This window comes from Streptomyces sp. NPDC089919 (genome assembly GCF_040684615.1).
Classification (GTDB): Bacteria; Actinomycetota; Actinomycetes; order Streptomycetales; family Streptomycetaceae; genus Streptomyces.
In genome coordinates this window covers 98,011-112,354 of sequence record NZ_JBFBGK010000008.1, presented here as the reverse complement: position 1 = coordinate 112,354, position 14,344 = coordinate 98,011, and the positions used below count along the sequence as shown (strand labels likewise).

The 14,344-nt window shown below is 76.2% G+C and carries 13 protein-coding genes; 6 read left to right on the top strand and 7 right to left on the bottom strand.

What is annotated here, in order from left to right:
• Positions 1-171 precede the first annotated feature (171 nt).
• Together AB0O40_RS06190 and AB0O40_RS06185 are read left to right on the top strand one after the other, a co-directional pair.
• Entirely contained in the window at positions 172-1,806 is a 1,635-nt protein-coding gene (locus AB0O40_RS06190; protein ID WP_365036167.1) for an ABC-F family ATP-binding cassette domain-containing protein, read from the top strand.
• Positions 1,807-1,945: 139 nt separating this feature from the next.
• A complete protein-coding gene (locus tag AB0O40_RS06185) occupies positions 1,946-4,621 on the top strand; it encodes a LuxR C-terminal-related transcriptional regulator (RefSeq protein ID WP_365036166.1) in 2,676 nt (891 codons plus the stop codon).
• A 50-nt stretch (positions 4,622-4,671) separates the two neighbouring features.
• Here AB0O40_RS06185 and AB0O40_RS06180 read toward each other — a convergent pair whose 3' ends face one another.
• A complete protein-coding gene (locus tag AB0O40_RS06180; protein WP_365036165.1) occupies positions 4,672-5,766 on the bottom strand; it encodes a GNAT family N-acetyltransferase in 1,095 nt (364 codons plus the stop codon).
• Between the two features lie 19 nt (positions 5,767-5,785).
• Complete coding sequence (cynR, locus tag AB0O40_RS06175) at positions 5,786-6,679, bottom strand: transcriptional regulator CynR (RefSeq protein WP_365036164.1); 894 nt, start codon at positions 6,677-6,679, stop codon at positions 5,786-5,788.
• Positions 6,680-6,802: 123 nt separating this feature from the next.
• Between cynR and AB0O40_RS06170 the strand changes: the two genes are divergently transcribed.
• Positions 6,803-7,390, top strand: coding sequence for a carbonic anhydrase (locus AB0O40_RS06170; protein WP_365036163.1), 588 nt, complete (start codon positions 6,803-6,805; stop codon positions 7,388-7,390).
• 89 nt (positions 7,391-7,479) lie between these two features.
• Positions 7,480-7,950: a cyanase gene (gene cynS, locus AB0O40_RS06165; RefSeq protein ID WP_365036162.1), complete on the top strand. Its 471-nt coding sequence runs from the start codon at positions 7,480-7,482 to the stop codon at positions 7,948-7,950.
• A gap of 80 nt (positions 7,951-8,030) precedes the next feature.
• Here the strand turns inward: cynS and AB0O40_RS06160 are convergent, their stop codons facing one another.
• Complete coding sequence (locus AB0O40_RS06160; protein ID WP_365036161.1) at positions 8,031-8,231, bottom strand: hypothetical protein; 201 nt, start codon at positions 8,229-8,231, stop codon at positions 8,031-8,033.
• A 704-nt stretch (positions 8,232-8,935) separates the two neighbouring features.
• Between AB0O40_RS06160 and AB0O40_RS06155 the strand changes: the two genes are divergently transcribed.
• Positions 8,936-9,742, top strand: a complete 807-nt coding sequence (locus AB0O40_RS06155) for an SDR family oxidoreductase (RefSeq protein WP_365036160.1) — start codon at positions 8,936-8,938, stop codon at positions 9,740-9,742.
• Positions 9,743-9,812: 70 nt separating this feature from the next.
• Positions 9,813-10,814, top strand: coding sequence for a MerR family transcriptional regulator (locus tag AB0O40_RS06150; protein ID WP_365036159.1), 1,002 nt, complete (start codon positions 9,813-9,815; stop codon positions 10,812-10,814).
• On the opposite strand, the gene AB0O40_RS06145 is transcribed toward AB0O40_RS06150, so the two are convergent.
• The 4 genes from AB0O40_RS06145 to AB0O40_RS06130 form a co-directional block, all read right to left on the bottom strand.
• Positions 10,803-11,462 carry an alpha/beta fold hydrolase gene (locus tag AB0O40_RS06145; RefSeq protein WP_365036158.1) on the bottom strand — a complete coding sequence of 220 codons (660 nt, stop codon included), beginning with the start codon at positions 11,460-11,462 and terminating at the stop codon, positions 10,803-10,805. The genes AB0O40_RS06150 and AB0O40_RS06145 overlap by 12 nt on opposite strands.
• A complete protein-coding gene (locus AB0O40_RS06140) occupies positions 11,459-12,214 on the bottom strand; it encodes a DUF1295 domain-containing protein (RefSeq protein WP_365036189.1) in 756 nt (251 codons plus the stop codon). The genes AB0O40_RS06145 and AB0O40_RS06140 overlap by 4 nt, the downstream gene beginning before the upstream one ends.
• A 65-nt stretch (positions 12,215-12,279) precedes the next feature.
• The gene (locus AB0O40_RS06135) at positions 12,280-13,581 is read right to left on the bottom strand and encodes a class I SAM-dependent methyltransferase (RefSeq protein ID WP_365036157.1); all 1,302 of its coding nucleotides are present in this window, start codon (positions 13,579-13,581) and stop codon (positions 12,280-12,282) included.
• Positions 13,578-14,291 carry a DUF1365 domain-containing protein gene (locus AB0O40_RS06130; protein ID WP_365036187.1) on the bottom strand — a complete coding sequence of 238 codons (714 nt, stop codon included), beginning with the start codon at positions 14,289-14,291 and terminating at the stop codon, positions 13,578-13,580. Before AB0O40_RS06130 ends, AB0O40_RS06135 begins: the two co-directional genes overlap by 4 nt.
• Between the last annotated feature and the right edge of the window lie 53 nt (positions 14,292-14,344).

Sequence of the window (14,344 nt, the reverse complement as noted above, 5' to 3'; positions counted from 1 at the left end):
GACGTGCTGGTGGACGACGACATCTCCGGGTGAAGACCCGGATCCGACGGTCGCCGGACGGGCTCAGAAGCCCTCGCCGGAGGCCCGGTTCGTCGTACCCCTTCACCCACCGTCTGTCTGCCGGGGCCGGCCGTGTTCGGCGTCCCCTTCGAGCCCTCCCGAGGTATTTCCATGTCCGACGCCGCCGTCGTGTGCACCAACCTGTCCTTCTCCTGGCCGGACGACACCCCGGTCTTCCAGGACCTCTCCTTCGCCCTGGCCGCCGGCCGCACCGGGCTGGTCGCGCCGAACGGCGCCGGCAAGAGCACCCTGCTGAAGCTGATCGCCGGTGAACTGGCGCCCACCACGGGCTCGGTGACCGTCGGCGGCACCCTCGGGTACCTCCCCCAGAGCCTCCCGCTGACCGGAGACCTCACCGTCGCCGAGGTGCTGGGCGTGGCCGGGGTGATCCGCGCACTCGACGCCGTCGAGTCCGGCGACGTGAGCGAGGAGCACTTCACCGCCATCGGCGACGACTGGGACATCGAGGAGCGCACCCGCGCGCAGCTCGACCGCCTCGGGCTGGGCGCCGTGGACCTCGACCGCACCCTGCGCACCCTCAGCGGCGGGCAGGTCGTCTCGCTGGGCCTGGCCGCGCAGTTGCTGCGCCGGCCCGAGGTCCTGCTGCTGGACGAGCCCACCAACAACCTCGACCGGGAGGCCCGGCACCGGCTGTACGACGTACTGGCCGACTTCCCCGGCCTGCTGCTGGTGGTGGCCCACGACCGGGCCCTGCTGGACCGGATGGACGGCATCGCCGAGCTCGGCGGCTCGCGGCTGCGGTTCCACGGCGGGAACTTCACCTCGTACGACGAGGCCGTGCGCGCCGAGCAGGACGTCGCCGAGAAGAACGTCCGCGCCGCGGAGCAGGGGCTCAAGCGCGAGAAGCGGGAGATGCAGCAGGCCCGGGAGCGGGCCGAGCGGCGGGCCGGCAACGCCGCCCGCAACCTGGGCAACGCCGGGCTGCCGCGGATCGTGGCCGGCAACCTCAAGCGCAGCGCGCAGGAGTCCGCGGGCCGGGCCGGCCAGATGCACGCCTCCCGGCTCGGCGAGGCCAGGGCCCGGCTCGACGAGGCCGAGCGGGCGCTGCGCGAGGAGCAGCGCATCATCGTGGACCTGCCCGACACCCAGGTACCCGCCGGACGCAACCTCTTCGTGGGCGAGGACCTGCAGGTGCGGCACGACGGCGCGGAGGTGTTCGCCCCCGGGGGCCTCACCCTCTCGGTCCGCGGCCCCGAGCGGATCGCCCTGACCGGCCCCAACGGCTCCGGCAAGTCGACCCTGTTGCGCCTGGTCACCGGCGACCTGGCACCGGAGAGCGGGCGGCTCACCCGGGGCGCCGGCCGCATCGCCTACCTGTCGCAGCGGCTGGACCTGCTGGACGAGGGGCGCACCGTGGCGGAGAACTTCGCCGCCTTCGCGCCCCGGCGGCCGGAGGCGGAGCGGCTGACACTGCTGGCTCGCTTCCTCTTCCGCGGCGCGATGGCGCACCGGCCGGTCGGGCAGCTCTCCGGCGGCGAGCGGCTGCGGGCCACGCTGGCGTGCGTGCTGTGCGCCGAGCCGGCCCCGCAGTTGCTGCTCCTGGACGAGCCGACCAACAACCTCGACCTGCTCAGCGTGGCGCAGCTGGAGAGCGCGCTGAACTCCTACCGGGGCGCCTTCGTGGTGGTCAGCCACGACGACCGCTTCCTGGCCTCGATCGGCGTGGACCGCTGGCTGCGGCTGGCCGACGGCGCCCTGACCCCGACCGCGGCGCCCACCCCGTAGGGCCGATTGCGGGCCGTCTGACCTGGGCGGATGGCCGGCCGGGCGGGGTGAGAGGATGCAGCGGGCGGCCGCCGGGCCGCCCGCTGTACGGCCCGTCAGGCGCGTGCGGGGACGGGTACGCGGGGAGCGGGGGCACATCGTGCGGGGGCGCAGGACGGAGCAGGACCGGATCGGTCGGTTGCTGACGGAGGCCCGGCAGGGGGTCAGCGGTGCGCTGCTGCTGCACGGTGAGGCCGGGATCGGCAAGACCGCCCTGCTGGACTGGGCCGCCGGGCAGGCCGAGGGCATGCGGGTGCTGCGCGTCGAGGGCATCGAGTCGGAGATGGAGCTCGGCTACGGCGGCCTGCACCAGCTGCTGCTGCCCGTACTGGACCTGGTCGACGCGCTGCCCGAGCCGCAGGCCGCGGCGCTGCGCGCGGTCTTCGGGCTGACCTGCGACGAGGTGCGCGACGGGTTCACCGTCCGGCTGGCCGTGCTGTCGCTGCTGGCCGAGGCCGCGGCGGCGGGGCCGGTGCTCTGCCTGGTGGACGACGCGCAGTGGGTCGACCAGCCGTCCGTGGACACGCTGGCCTTCGCCGCCCGGCGGCTGCGCGCGGAGGGGGTCGTGATGCTCTTCGCGGTCCGCGACGGGGCGCCGGGGGCCGCCGTCAAGGGGCTGCCCGGGCTGCTCGTCGAGGGCCTGGAGCGGACCGCCGCCGGCGCGTTGCTGGCGGGGCTGCCGCCGTACGTGGCGGACCGGGTGTTCGAGGAGGCCGGGGGTAACCCGCTGGCCCTGACGGAGCTGTCGGCCGCGCTCACCCCGGCCCAGCGGGCCGGTCGGCTGGGTCCGCTGGCGCTGTCCGAGACGGCCGCGCTGCCCAGCCGGATCCAGGACGGCTTCATCGAGCAGATCCAGCGACTGCCGGAGCAGGCCCGGCTGGTGCTGCTGGTGGCCGCCGCCGACGACACCGGCGGCCTGGCGGTGGTCCTGCGGGCGGCCCGGGACCTGGGCGCGGAGCTGGCGGACCTGGAACCCGCCGAGCGGGCCGGGTTCGTGGTGCTGTCCGGGGAGCTGGTGCGCTTCCGGCATCCGCTGGTGCGGTACGCCGCCTATCGCAGTGCCCCGCTCGGCCGCCGGATCGCCGCCCACCGGGCGCTCGCCGGGGCGCTGGGCAAGGCCGGGCAGCCGCACCGGCGGGCGTGGCACCTGGCCGCCGCCTCGACCGGCCCGGACGAGGCGGTCGCCCGGGAGCTGGAGCGCGTGGCCGAGTGGGCCGGCGACCGGCAGGCGATGGCCTCGGCCTCCGCGGCCTACGAGCGCGCCGCCCAGCTCACCGCGGATCCGGAGCTGCGGGCCCGCCGGCTGGTGCAGGCCGCGCAGCGGGCCGGTGACGCGGGGCAGGACGAGCGGTGCGAAGCGCTGGCCGACCAGGTGCCGGTGCCGCTGGCGGACCCGGAGGTGGCGGCCGGCTTCGCCCGCGCCCGGGCGGTGGTCGAACTGGGCTACCGGAGCCCGGCCACGGCCGCCCGGATCCTGCTCGACAGTGCCCGGGCCACCGGCGCGGCCCACCCCGAGGGGCGGGCCCCGCTGCTGACCGACGCGGTGCACGCGGCCTACTCCGCGGGAGACGCCGCCCTGCTCGCTGAGGTCGCCGGGCAGGCGCCGGAGCTGCCGGTGCTCGCCGTGCCGGCGGGGTTGTTCGGGGGTGACGTGGCCGGCGGGCTCGCCGCGCTGGCCCCGCTGGTGGCGGGCGGAGCTGCCGCCGGGGTGATGGAGCGGCTGATGACCGGCATCTACTGCCGGCTGGCCGGTGATCACGCGCGGGCCCGCGAGGTCGCGCTCGGGGCGGTCGCGCACTGCCGGGAGCAGGGCTTCAGCGGCTGGCTGCCGACCACGCTGGACCTGCTGGTCCGTACCGAACTGGCGCTGGGCGAGCACGAGGAGGCCGTCGCCCGGGGCACCGAGGCGCTACGGCTGGCCGAGTGCCACGACCTCGCCCACCGGGCCGCGCACCTGCGGGCCGCCCTGGCGATGCCGGCCGCCGTGCGCGGCGAGGAGGAGCGGGTCCGGGCCCTGGCCGGGGCCGCCCTGGAGTACGCCGGGCCGCGCGGGGTGGGCCGGGCCGCGGCCGACGCCCGGTGGGCGCTGGGGATGCTGGAACTGGGTCGGGGCCGGGCCGAGGCGGCCCTCGAGGAGCTGGCGGCGGCCCGGCAGGCGGCGGCCCATCCGCTGCTGGCCTGGCCCCTGCTCGCCGACCTGGTCGAGGCGGCGGTCCGGGCCGGACGCCCGGAGCGGGCGACGGAGGCGGCCGGCACGCTCGCCGAGTGGGCCACGGCGCTCGGACGGCCCCCGATCGGCGCCCTGGCCGCCCGCTGCCGGGCGCTGACCGGTCCCGACGGCGAGGCCGAGGGGCACTTCACGGCCGCGCTGGACCTGCACGGGGAGGCCGGTACCTTCGAGCGGTCCCGTACCGAGCTGCTGTACGGCGAGTGGCTGCGGCGGCTGCGCCGCCAGATCGACGCCCGCGCGCGGCTGCGGGCCGCACTGGAGGGCTTCGAGCGGTGCGGTGCTGCACCCTGGGCCGACCGCGCCCGGTCGGAGCTGGGCGCGGCGGGCGGCGAGACCGTGCTCAGCACCCGCGAGGACGGGCCGATCAGCCTGCTGAGCCCGCAGGAGCGCGAGGTGGTCAGGCTGGCGGCGGCCGGGGCGAGCAACCGGGAGATCGCGGCGCAGCTCTTCCTCAGCCCGCGGACGGTCGGTCACCACCTGTACCGGGCCTTCCCCAAGCTGGGTGTCAGCTCCCGCACGGAGCTGGCCACCCTGCTGGCCGCCTGAACCGGTCGCCGTCCGGCCCGGCCGGTCCGGGGTTGGCTCCGGCTCCGCCCTCATGAGGCCGGGGCGGCCTCCGGAGCCGACCAGATCAGCCGGGTCTGGGCGACCCGGTAGCCGGCCCGGGCGAAGGCCGCGGCCATCGGGGCGTTGTCGGTGTCGGTGGTGGCGGTGATCAGCTCGGCGCCGGCCGCCACCTGCACCCGGGTGATCTCGGCCAGCACCTCGTCGACGTACCCCTGGCCGCGCAGTTCGGGGACCACGCCGAGGTAGCCGACGTTGCGGTGGTACGGGGTCGCCGAGGGCAGGGCCAGGCCGGCCACCTCGCCGTCGGGGGTGCGGGCCAGCCGCCACCAGGAGCGCTCGCCGGGGCAGCCGAGGTAGAAGTCCACCTCCTCCTGGGCGGTGGCCTCGGCGCCCATCAGCTCGAGGTTGCGGCGGGTCTCGCCGTCCAGGCTGCCGACCGCGATCCGCCGGAAGACGTCCAGGAAGTCCTCGTCGGTGCCCTCGGTGAAGGTCAGCCGGCCGCCGGCGGCGGGCACCCCGGCCTCGGGGGTCCACTCCAGGCGCAGCCGCTCCACCACGTCCGTGAGCCCGGCGGCCAGCGCCGCCTCGCGGCGCCAGTCGGTGGCCGCCACCACGGCCGGGTCCTCGCGCCAGCCCTCCGGCAGCGTCAGGTTGTACAGCGGGGGCTTGGCGGCGCCCTGCTCGGCGAAGGCCCCCAGGCCGGCCCGGATCAGCTCGGCGCCGACGGCCGCGCGGTCCTCGACCGAGGGGTCGACGTACAGGCAGTCCAGGGCGACGGGGTGTTCGCTGGTGGCCCGGCCCCACCACAGGGCGCGGGCCAGGACCCGGCCGTCCTGCTCGGCGATCCAGGTCCACTCCGGGCGGTACATGCCCTCCGCCAGCTCTTCCAGGTAGCGGTCGGCCTCGATCCAGCCGACGGGCTCGTCGACCGTCACGGCGGTCACGCGGTCGAGGTCGGCTTCGGTGGTGGGACGAAAGTGCATACGGGTCTCCTTGCTGTCGGGGATGAGGGCGGCGTCGGTGCGGTGGACGCGGGAGTCGGTCAGGGTGAAGACCTCCGGGTGGGAGCGACGGGGTGACGTCTTCGACACTAGGCCGGTCACCGGATCACCGGCTTCGGTCATACCGACTTAACGTGACCGGTCAGGTGTCCGTCCCGGTGAGGTCTTCGGCAAGTCGGGCGAAGGCCCGGGCGGCGGCGGGCCGGTAGGCGCCCTCCCGATGCAGCAGGGCGACGGTGCGGGCCGGCAGGGGCGGGTCGAGGGGCACGGGGGCGAGGTGCGGGTGGCCCTCGGCGACGGCCTCGGGAAGCACGGTCGCCAGTCCGGTGCGCCGCACGATCTCGGTGAGGGCCTGGACGGAGTTGGCCTCGACGGCGATGCGCGGCACGACCCGGTGCCGGGCGAAGTGGGCGTCGATGTGGCCCCGGGTGGCGAACCCGGCGGCGAGCAGGGCGAGTTCCCGGCCGTGGAGGTCCCGGACCGGCAGCGGGTGGGGCAGCGTCCGGGCCCGTTCGCCGCTGGTGACCAGGCTGAGGGTCTCGGTGCGGAGCGCGGTGGCCGCGATGCCCGGCAGGTGCTCGCCGGCGAAGGCGATGCCGAGGTCCAGCTCGTCGGCGAGCAGAGCGGTCTCGATCCGGTCCTGGGTCGTCTCGGTCAGGGTGAGGGCGATGCCGGGGTGCCGGCTCCGGAGCTCGGCGGTGAGCGGTCCCACCAGGTAGGCGGTGAAGGTCGGGGTGACGCCCAGGCGCAGCCGGCCTCGGGAGAGGTCCTGGACGTCGTGGACGGCCCGCTCGGCGGCGGCCAGGTCGCGCAGGGCGCGGCGGGCGTGCTCGGTGTAGACGGCGCCGGCGTCGGTGAGGCGCACCGTGCGGCCGGAGCGGTCCAGCAACTGCACGCCCAGGGTCCGCTCCAGCTGTCTGACCTGCTGGGAGAGGGTGGGCTGCGAGATGTGCAGCTCTTCGGCGGCGCGGGTGAAGTTGCCGTGTTCCGCCACGGCGAGCAGATAGCGCAGGTGCCGGAGTTCGAGAGGGGCCATGGACCTCACTATAGATGTGGTCGATGACTCTTATCCGTAGCAGCTCTTGGACACTATAGGTGCAGGTCATGCAGGGTGGATTCAGCAGCCCAAAGGGGTTGCCACCACCCGAAGGGAGTGACCGTGCAGGACCTCGCCGACGGCGTCGCCCGTTTCCAGCGGGACGTCTTCCCGGCCAAGGCCGAGCTCTACGCCCGCCTCGCCGCGCAGCACGCACCGCACACGCTGTTCATCAGCTGCTCCGACGCCCGCGTGGTGCCGGAACTGATCACCGGCGCCGAGCCGGGCGACCTCTTCGTCGTCCGCACCGCCGGAAACCTGGTCCCCGCCCACGGCCTCGACGCCGACGGGGTGGCCGCCGGCATCGAGTACGCCGTCGCGGTGCTGGGGGTGCGGGACATCGTGGTCTGCGGCCACTCCGGCTGCGGGGCGATGACCGCCCTCGCCGAGGGGCACGACCTGAGCGGCGCCCCGGCGGTCGCCGGCTGGCTGCGGCACGCGGACGCCTCCCTGGCCCGCGCCGGCGCCGCCGGCGACGTGGCCGCGCTGGTACGGCAGAACGTGCTCGCCCAGCTGGCGAACCTGGCCACCCACCCCTCGGCCGCCCGCGCCCTCGCGGCGGGGACGGTGACCCTGCACGGCTGGGTCTACGACATCGGCACCGGCCGCGTCGAGGACCTGACCGGCGCCCGCCCCGCCCCCGTGGCCTGACCCCACCGAACCCCGCGGCGGCTCACCGGGACCCGCTCCCCCGCCGCCGCTTCCCCCCGACGACCCACCCAGTGAAGGACGTAACGACCATGGTGCACGCCCAGTTCGACCCGACCGCCCGCGAAGCCCTGGCCTCCGCCGCCGTGGCGGCCAAGATCCGCAAGGACCTCACCTGGCGGGAGATCGCCGAGGCCTCCGGCCTCTCGGTGGCCTTCACCACCGCCGCCGTCCTCGGCCAGCACCCGCTGCCGGAGCAGTCCGCCCGGGCGGTGGCCGCGCTGCTGGACCTGGACGAGGAGGCGACCGCGCTGCTCCAGACCATCCCGGCCCGCGGTTCCATGCCCGACCGGGTGCCGACCGATCCGACCATGTACCGCTTCTACGAGATGCTGCAGGTCTACGGCACCACCCTCAAGGCCCTGGTGCACGAGGAGTTCGGGGACGGCATCATCTCCGCGATCAACTTCCGGCTCGACGTGAAGAAGGTCGCCGACCCCGAGGGTGGCGAGCGCGCCGTCATCACCCTGGACGGCAAGTACCTGCCGACCAAGCCCTTCTGACGGGCGGCGGTGGGGCGGGCCGGGGGATCCCTTCCGGCCCGCCCCGCCGCGCTCCCGGCGGATCCGGCAGGCGCGGCCCGCTAGGGAAGCAGGGTCTCCAGGGCGGCCGGGCCCTCCGCGGCCAGCTTGCGCTCCGCCCAGGCGAGGTTCTCCGGGGTGATGTCGCGGCCGGAGGCCAGTACCAGGTCCTCGGCGGTGACCTCGCCGCCCGAGCCGGTGTGCAGCAGTGCGTCGGGGGTGACGGATTCGGCCTGCCGGCTCTCATCGGGTCGCTGGTTCACAGATCCTCCTTGGCCTTCTCGACGGGACCGCGGGGGCACGGCCCGTGAGGACGGTTCGCCACACTTCGCATGGCCGAGGGCGTATACGCCCGTAACGAGCATGTATCACCACCCCGCCCGCCCGCAGCCCGGACGCGCCGGGCACCGGCCGGGGTGCGGTCCGGGAGGTTTCCTGCGGGCGGCGCGTTTGGGCGCCGCGTTCGGGGACATACGCGCGATGACGGTGGTGCGTCCCTCGCGGACGACCACCGCGGCTCGTGGCCGCGGACGGCATCCATCCCCCCTGGTGCCGTCCGCGGGCCACACCGGCTGGCACCGATCGATCGCCCCGTCGCACGGCACCCCGGCCATGTGCCGCCCGCCGCGACGTATTCCCGACCGGGCAGGCCCCCGGCGCCCGTTGCCCGGCAACGGCCCCCGGGCAGCCGACGGGACGACGACCGGGCCGCCGCCTCCGAAAGTTTCTGCGGACAGTGCGATTGGGCCGCGGAATGCAGGGCAGACGCGCGGTTGGCGGCAGGGGGCCTTGGGACAGGGCGGTTCCTGCCGCGGCCGGCGACCGCAGGCGGCACCCCTTCCCCCCGGGTGCCGCCCGCGGCGTCCGCACCGGCCCCGCCGGCCGGCGGAGAACATGTCCGCAGGGCCGGCAGCGAGGCGGCTGAAGGGCCTCGGCACCGCGGGCCTCGGCTGCGATCATGATCCGTATGACGTCTATCGAACCGATCGCCGCGCCCGGCGCTCCGGAGGCCTTTGCCAGCACCGGGCGGCGGGTGCTCGTCAGTGGTGCCTCCCGGGGGCTGGGACGGGCGTTGGCGCAGGCCTTCGCCGGGAACGGGGACCGGGTGGCCGTGCACTTCGGGTCACGGCGGGCCGAGGCCGAGGAGACCTTCGCCTCCCTGGACGGGTCGGGGCACGCGCTCGTGGCAGGCGACCTGTCTACCCCGGACGGGGCGCGGGCCGTCGCCGAGGCCGCGGCCGGTGCCCTCGGCGGGCTGGACGTGCTGGTGAACAACGCCGCCGTGAACCTGCCGCACCCGCTCGCCGGGACGCCGTACGACGAGTGGGCGGCCGCCTGGCAGAGCCACGTCTCGGTCAACCTGCTGGCGACGGCGAACCTCAGCCACCTCGCGGCCCACCGGATGATCGAGCAGGGCGGCGGCGGGCGGATCGTGAACGTCGGCTCGCGCGGGGCCTTCCGCGGCGAGCCCGACCACCCGGCGTACGGGGCGACGAAGGCGGCCGTGCACGCCCTGGGCCAGTCCCTGGCGGTGCACCTCGCGCCGTACGGCATCGGCGTGGCCTCGGTCGCGCCCGGCTTCTTCGAGACGGAGCGGGTGGCGCACCGGCTGGCGGGCGAGACGGGCGAGGCGATCCGCGCCCAGAGCCCCTTCGGCCGGGTGGGCACGGCGGACGAGATCGCCGCGGCCGTGCTCTGGCTGGCCTCCCCCGCCGCCGAATGGGCCTCGGGCACCGTCCTGGACCTCAACGGAGCCTCGTACCTGCGCACGTGAGGCGGGCGCGCACGAACCGGGAGTAGCGGTCCGGCGCGCTCGCGTCGGTTGTGCGTCGTAGGGTGGGGGTATGGCCGAGGCAGCGCTGGGGGTTTCCACGGGGGCGGTGGCGCGGCGGTTGGGGGTGTCGCCGACCACGGTGCGGTCCTGGGAGCAGCGGTACGGGATCGGGCCGGCGGTGCGCGAGGGCGGCCGGCACCGGCGGTGGATGCCCGGGGACATCGCGATGCTGGAGGAGATGTGCCGGCTCACCTCGTCGGGGATCCCGCCCGCCGAGGCGGCCCGGGCCGCGGCGGCGGTGCGCGGCGAGCCTGATACGGACCAGTCGGCCCCCGGCCGGGCCGTCGAGGTCCCGGCGCGGCCGGTACGGCGGGCCCGGCAGCCGGGGTCGGGGAACGGCCTGCCGCTCGGGGCGGTGCGGCAGGAGTGCCGGGGGCTGGCGCGGGCCGCGGTGCGGCTCGACGGGCCCGCGATGGACGCGCTGTTGCGGCAGGCGGTGGACGCCCACGGCCTGGTGACCGCCTGGGACGAGGTGATGGTGCCGACCCTGCACGCGGTGGGCCGCAAGTGGGAGTCGACGGAGGACCGGTACGTCGAGGTGGAGCACCTGCTCTCCTGGCACGTGTCGACCGTGCTGCGCCGGGCGGCCGTCACCGGCATCCCGGCGGACGGCCCGCCGGTGGTGCTGGCCTGTCTGCCCGGGGAGCAGCACACGCTGCCGCTGGAGGCGCTGGCCGCGGGGCTCGCCGAACGCGGCCTGCCCACGCGGATGTTCGGGGCCGCCGTGCCCGCGGAGGCGCTGCGGGCGGCGGTGGCCCGGTCCGGGCCGGCCGCGGTGGTGCTCTGGTCGCAGGCCCGCTCGACCGCCGACGGCGTGCTGGCCCGGCAGGTGGCGGCCACGGCCTTCGGCCTCAAGGGGGCCCGGACCGCGCCGCTCGTGGTGCTCGCGGGCCCGGGCTGGTCCCCGCGGACCCTGACCGCGGGCATGGTGCGCCCGCACGGTCTGCGGGAGGCCCTGGAGGTGATCTCCGCGCGCTGTCCGCAGCCGGCGGAGGCCGGTTCAGCGAACTGACAGCATGGCCGCGGCCAGTTCGGCGGTGCGCCGGTGCCACCGGCCGCCGTCCCGCAGCATCGTGTGGCCGCCGGCCGGCATGGGGATGGCCCGGGCGTCGGCGCCGCACGCCCGCGCCCGGCGGACCAGCTCCCACGACTGCCGGGCCGAGGTGACCCGGTCCGCCTCGTCGTGCAGCACGTACACCTCGCGGCCGGCGAGCTGGTCGACCGGTTCGCCGGGCGGGCACCAGGGGGCGAGGGCGATGACGCCCCGGACGGACGGGTGCCCGGCGGCCCGCAGGGCCGCGCGGCCGCCCATGGAGTGGCCGATGAGCACGACGGGGATGTCGCCGTGGCGGGCGCGGATCCGGGCGAGGGCGGTCAGGGCGTCCCGGGCGGCGTCGGCGCGGGGGCCGTTCCAGCCGCGGTGCCGGTAGCGGACCTCGGCGACCAGGACCGGCTGCCCGCGCAGGCCCCGCCGCACGGCGCGGGAGAAGCCGCGCATCCGCAGGGCGGGCAGGTTGAGCAGCGGCGGGGCGTGCAGGCCGTCCTCGCGGCCGCCGTGCAGGAGCACGACGGCGGCCGTGGGCGCGGCCGGTGCGCCCCGGAGCGTGACGGCGTCCGGGGCGGTCGTCGGGGCGGGCCGGGTGAAGGGTCGGGTCGTCAACGAGGTCTGCCGGTGGTCGTCGGGGGGCGGGGCGGGCGGGGCAGGAAGCCGCTGGTGCGGGCCTGGTAGTCAGCGTAGCCGGGCCGGTCGGCCAGATGGGCTTCGAGGAGCCGCTTGCCGCTGCCCTTGATGAGCAGGGCGCTCATCACGAGCGGGGAGACGAGGGTGGCGGCCGCGGTCTGCCAGGTGGCGCAGGCGGTGAGGTAGAGGCCCCACCAGACGAGGAAGTCGCCGAAGTAGTTGGGGTGGCGGGTCCAGGCCCACAGTCCGCGGTCCATGATGCGGCCCCGGTGGGCGGGGTCGGCCTTGAAGCGGGCAAGCTGGTGGTCGCCGACCGCTTCGAAGAACAGGCCGGCGGCCCACAGGAGGAGGCCCAGCACGGCGGTGGCCTCCAGGGGCTCCGGCAGCAGGACCGCGGCCTGGACGGGCAGGGAGACCAGCCAGACCAGGGCGCCCTGGAGGAGGTAGACCTTCCGCAGGGCGTACCACGCCGGGCTGCCGGGGGCCCGGGCGAGCATCCGGGCGTACCGGGGGTCCTCGCCCTGTCCGCGGCCCCGGCGGGCGATGTGCACGGCCAGCCGCAGCCCCCAGACGAGGGTGGCCCCGGCGACCAGGGCCCGGCGGGCCGGGTCGCCGTGGCCGGCCGACAGGCACCAGGCGAGGACCGCGACGGCCGCGAAGGCGAGCCCCCAGGCGGTGTCCACGATCCGGTGGACCCCCTTGACCAGGGCGACGCAGAAGGTCAGCAGCATGACGCCCAGCGCCGTGCCGGCCGACGCGGCCAGCAGGACGGCGAGGGCGCCGGTGTCCAGGGCGGTCACCGCACCTCCCGGCCGTCGTGCTCGAGCACGACGTGGCGCACGTCGAGGTAGCGGGAGCGGAACCCTGCCTCCGAGTAGGCCAGGTAGAACTCCCACATCCGGTGGAAGGTCCGGTCGAAGCCGAGGGCGGTGACGTCCTCGGACCGGCTCAGGTACCGCTCGCGCCACAGCCGCAGCGTCTCGGCGTAGTGGTCGCCGTACCCGCTGTCCTGGACGATCCGCAGCCCGGCGAGCCGGCTCTGCTCCGCCAGGGCCCGGCGGGACGGGATGAGGCCGCCGGGGAAGACGTACTTGCTGATCCAGGTGTGGGTGCGGGAGGTGTGGAGCATCCGGTCGTGCGGCATGGTGATGGCCTGGAGGACGACCCGGCCCTCGGGGGCCACCAGCCCGTGCAGGGCGCGGAAGTAGGCGGGCCAGTACTCGGCGCCCACGGCTTCGATCATCTCGACGCTGACCACCGCGTCGTGGACGCCGTCCAGCTGCCGGTAGTCGCAGAGTTCGACGGTGACCCGGTCGGCGACCCCGGCGTCCGCGATGCGCCGGCGGGCGAGGTCGCGCTGTTCGGGCGAGAGGGTGGCGGTACGGACGCGGGCGCCGCGCCGGGCGGCCCGGACGGCCAGTTCGCCCCAGCCGGTGCCGATCTCCAGGAGGGTGCGGCCCGGTCCGGTGCCGGCCAGGTCGAGGAGCCGGTCGATCTTGCGGTGCTGGGCCGCCGGCAGGTCCTCGGCGGTGGCCGGGAGGGCGGTGAAGAGGGCCGAGGAGTAGGTGAGGGTGGGGTCGAGGAAGGCGGCGAAGAGGTCGTTGGAGAGGTCGTAGTGCCGGTGGACGTTGCGCCGGGCCCCCTCGGGGGTGTTGAGATCGGCGGTGGGCCGCCGGTGCACCCAGGCGCCGCGCAGGGCGCGCAGCGGCCGGGGGGTGAGCTCGTCGACGTGGCCGGCGAGCACCGTCAGGAGGCCGACCAGGTCCTCGCTGTCCCACTCCCCCGCCATGTAGGACTCGCCGAAGCCGATCAGTCCGGCCGCGCCGATCCGCCGGTGGAAGGCGTCGGGGTCGTGCAGGACGAGCGTCGGGCCGGGGGCGGGCCCGGGGTGCTGGCGGGGGACGTGCACCGGGCCGTCGGGGGTGCGTATCCGCAGCGGCAGGCGGGCCAGGCCGGCGGTCACGATCCGGCGGGCCAGTGCGGTGCGCAGGGCCGAGGTCCGGGGCAGGCGGGCGACGTCCGGCCAGGCCGCGGCGTCGACCAGGTGCCGGCCGGTGCCGGTCTCGCCGTGCGGGGCGGGGGGAACGGTGCGGGTCACGGTGCGTCTTCCTGGACGGTCGGGGCGGGCCGGGGCTGGACCGGGAGGCCCTTGAGGAACAGCCGGATCCCGTGGCGCCGGATGCCGAGCGACACCGCCGCGGTCGACCACGGGTGCCGTACGGCGGCGGCGAGCAGGGTCCGGGGGCCGGCCGGGCGGTGGCTGCCGCGGACGGTGGCGGTCAGGGGGCGGGAGCCGTCGCCGAGGCGGAGCTGGACGGAGAGGTCGAGGTGGTCGCCGGGCCGCGGCAGCCGCATCCGGTAGTCGCCCTCGACCCGCAGGAACGGCGAGACGTGGAAAGCCTTGGGCACCTCGGCGCGGTCCCGGTCGTCGGGGTGCAGCAGGTAGCAGTGGCGCCCGCCGTAGGTGTTGTGCACCTCGGCGACCACGCAGACGAGGCGGCCGGCCCGGTCGTGGCACCAGTACAGGGTCAGCGGGTTGAAGACGTGGCCCAGGACGCGGGCGTGGGCCAGCATCAGGACCTGCCCGTCGGCGTGGACGCCGTGCGCGGCGAGGCAGGCGTCCAGGCCGGCGCGCAGGGTGGCGGCGCGCCCGCCGAAGTGGTCCCGGGCGTCGAAGCGGGCGAGCGGCCGCAGCAGCCGGGGCAGGACGGGCAGTCGGTCGAGGTCGACCAGCCACATGTAGGTGCGGTGGGTGAGCGCGTACCGCTGCGGCGCGGTGCGGGTGTGCCGCACCTCGACGTCGTACAGGGCCGGGACGCGGGGCGGCGGGCCGGTCTGCGGGCTGCCGGGGGCGGCCGGAC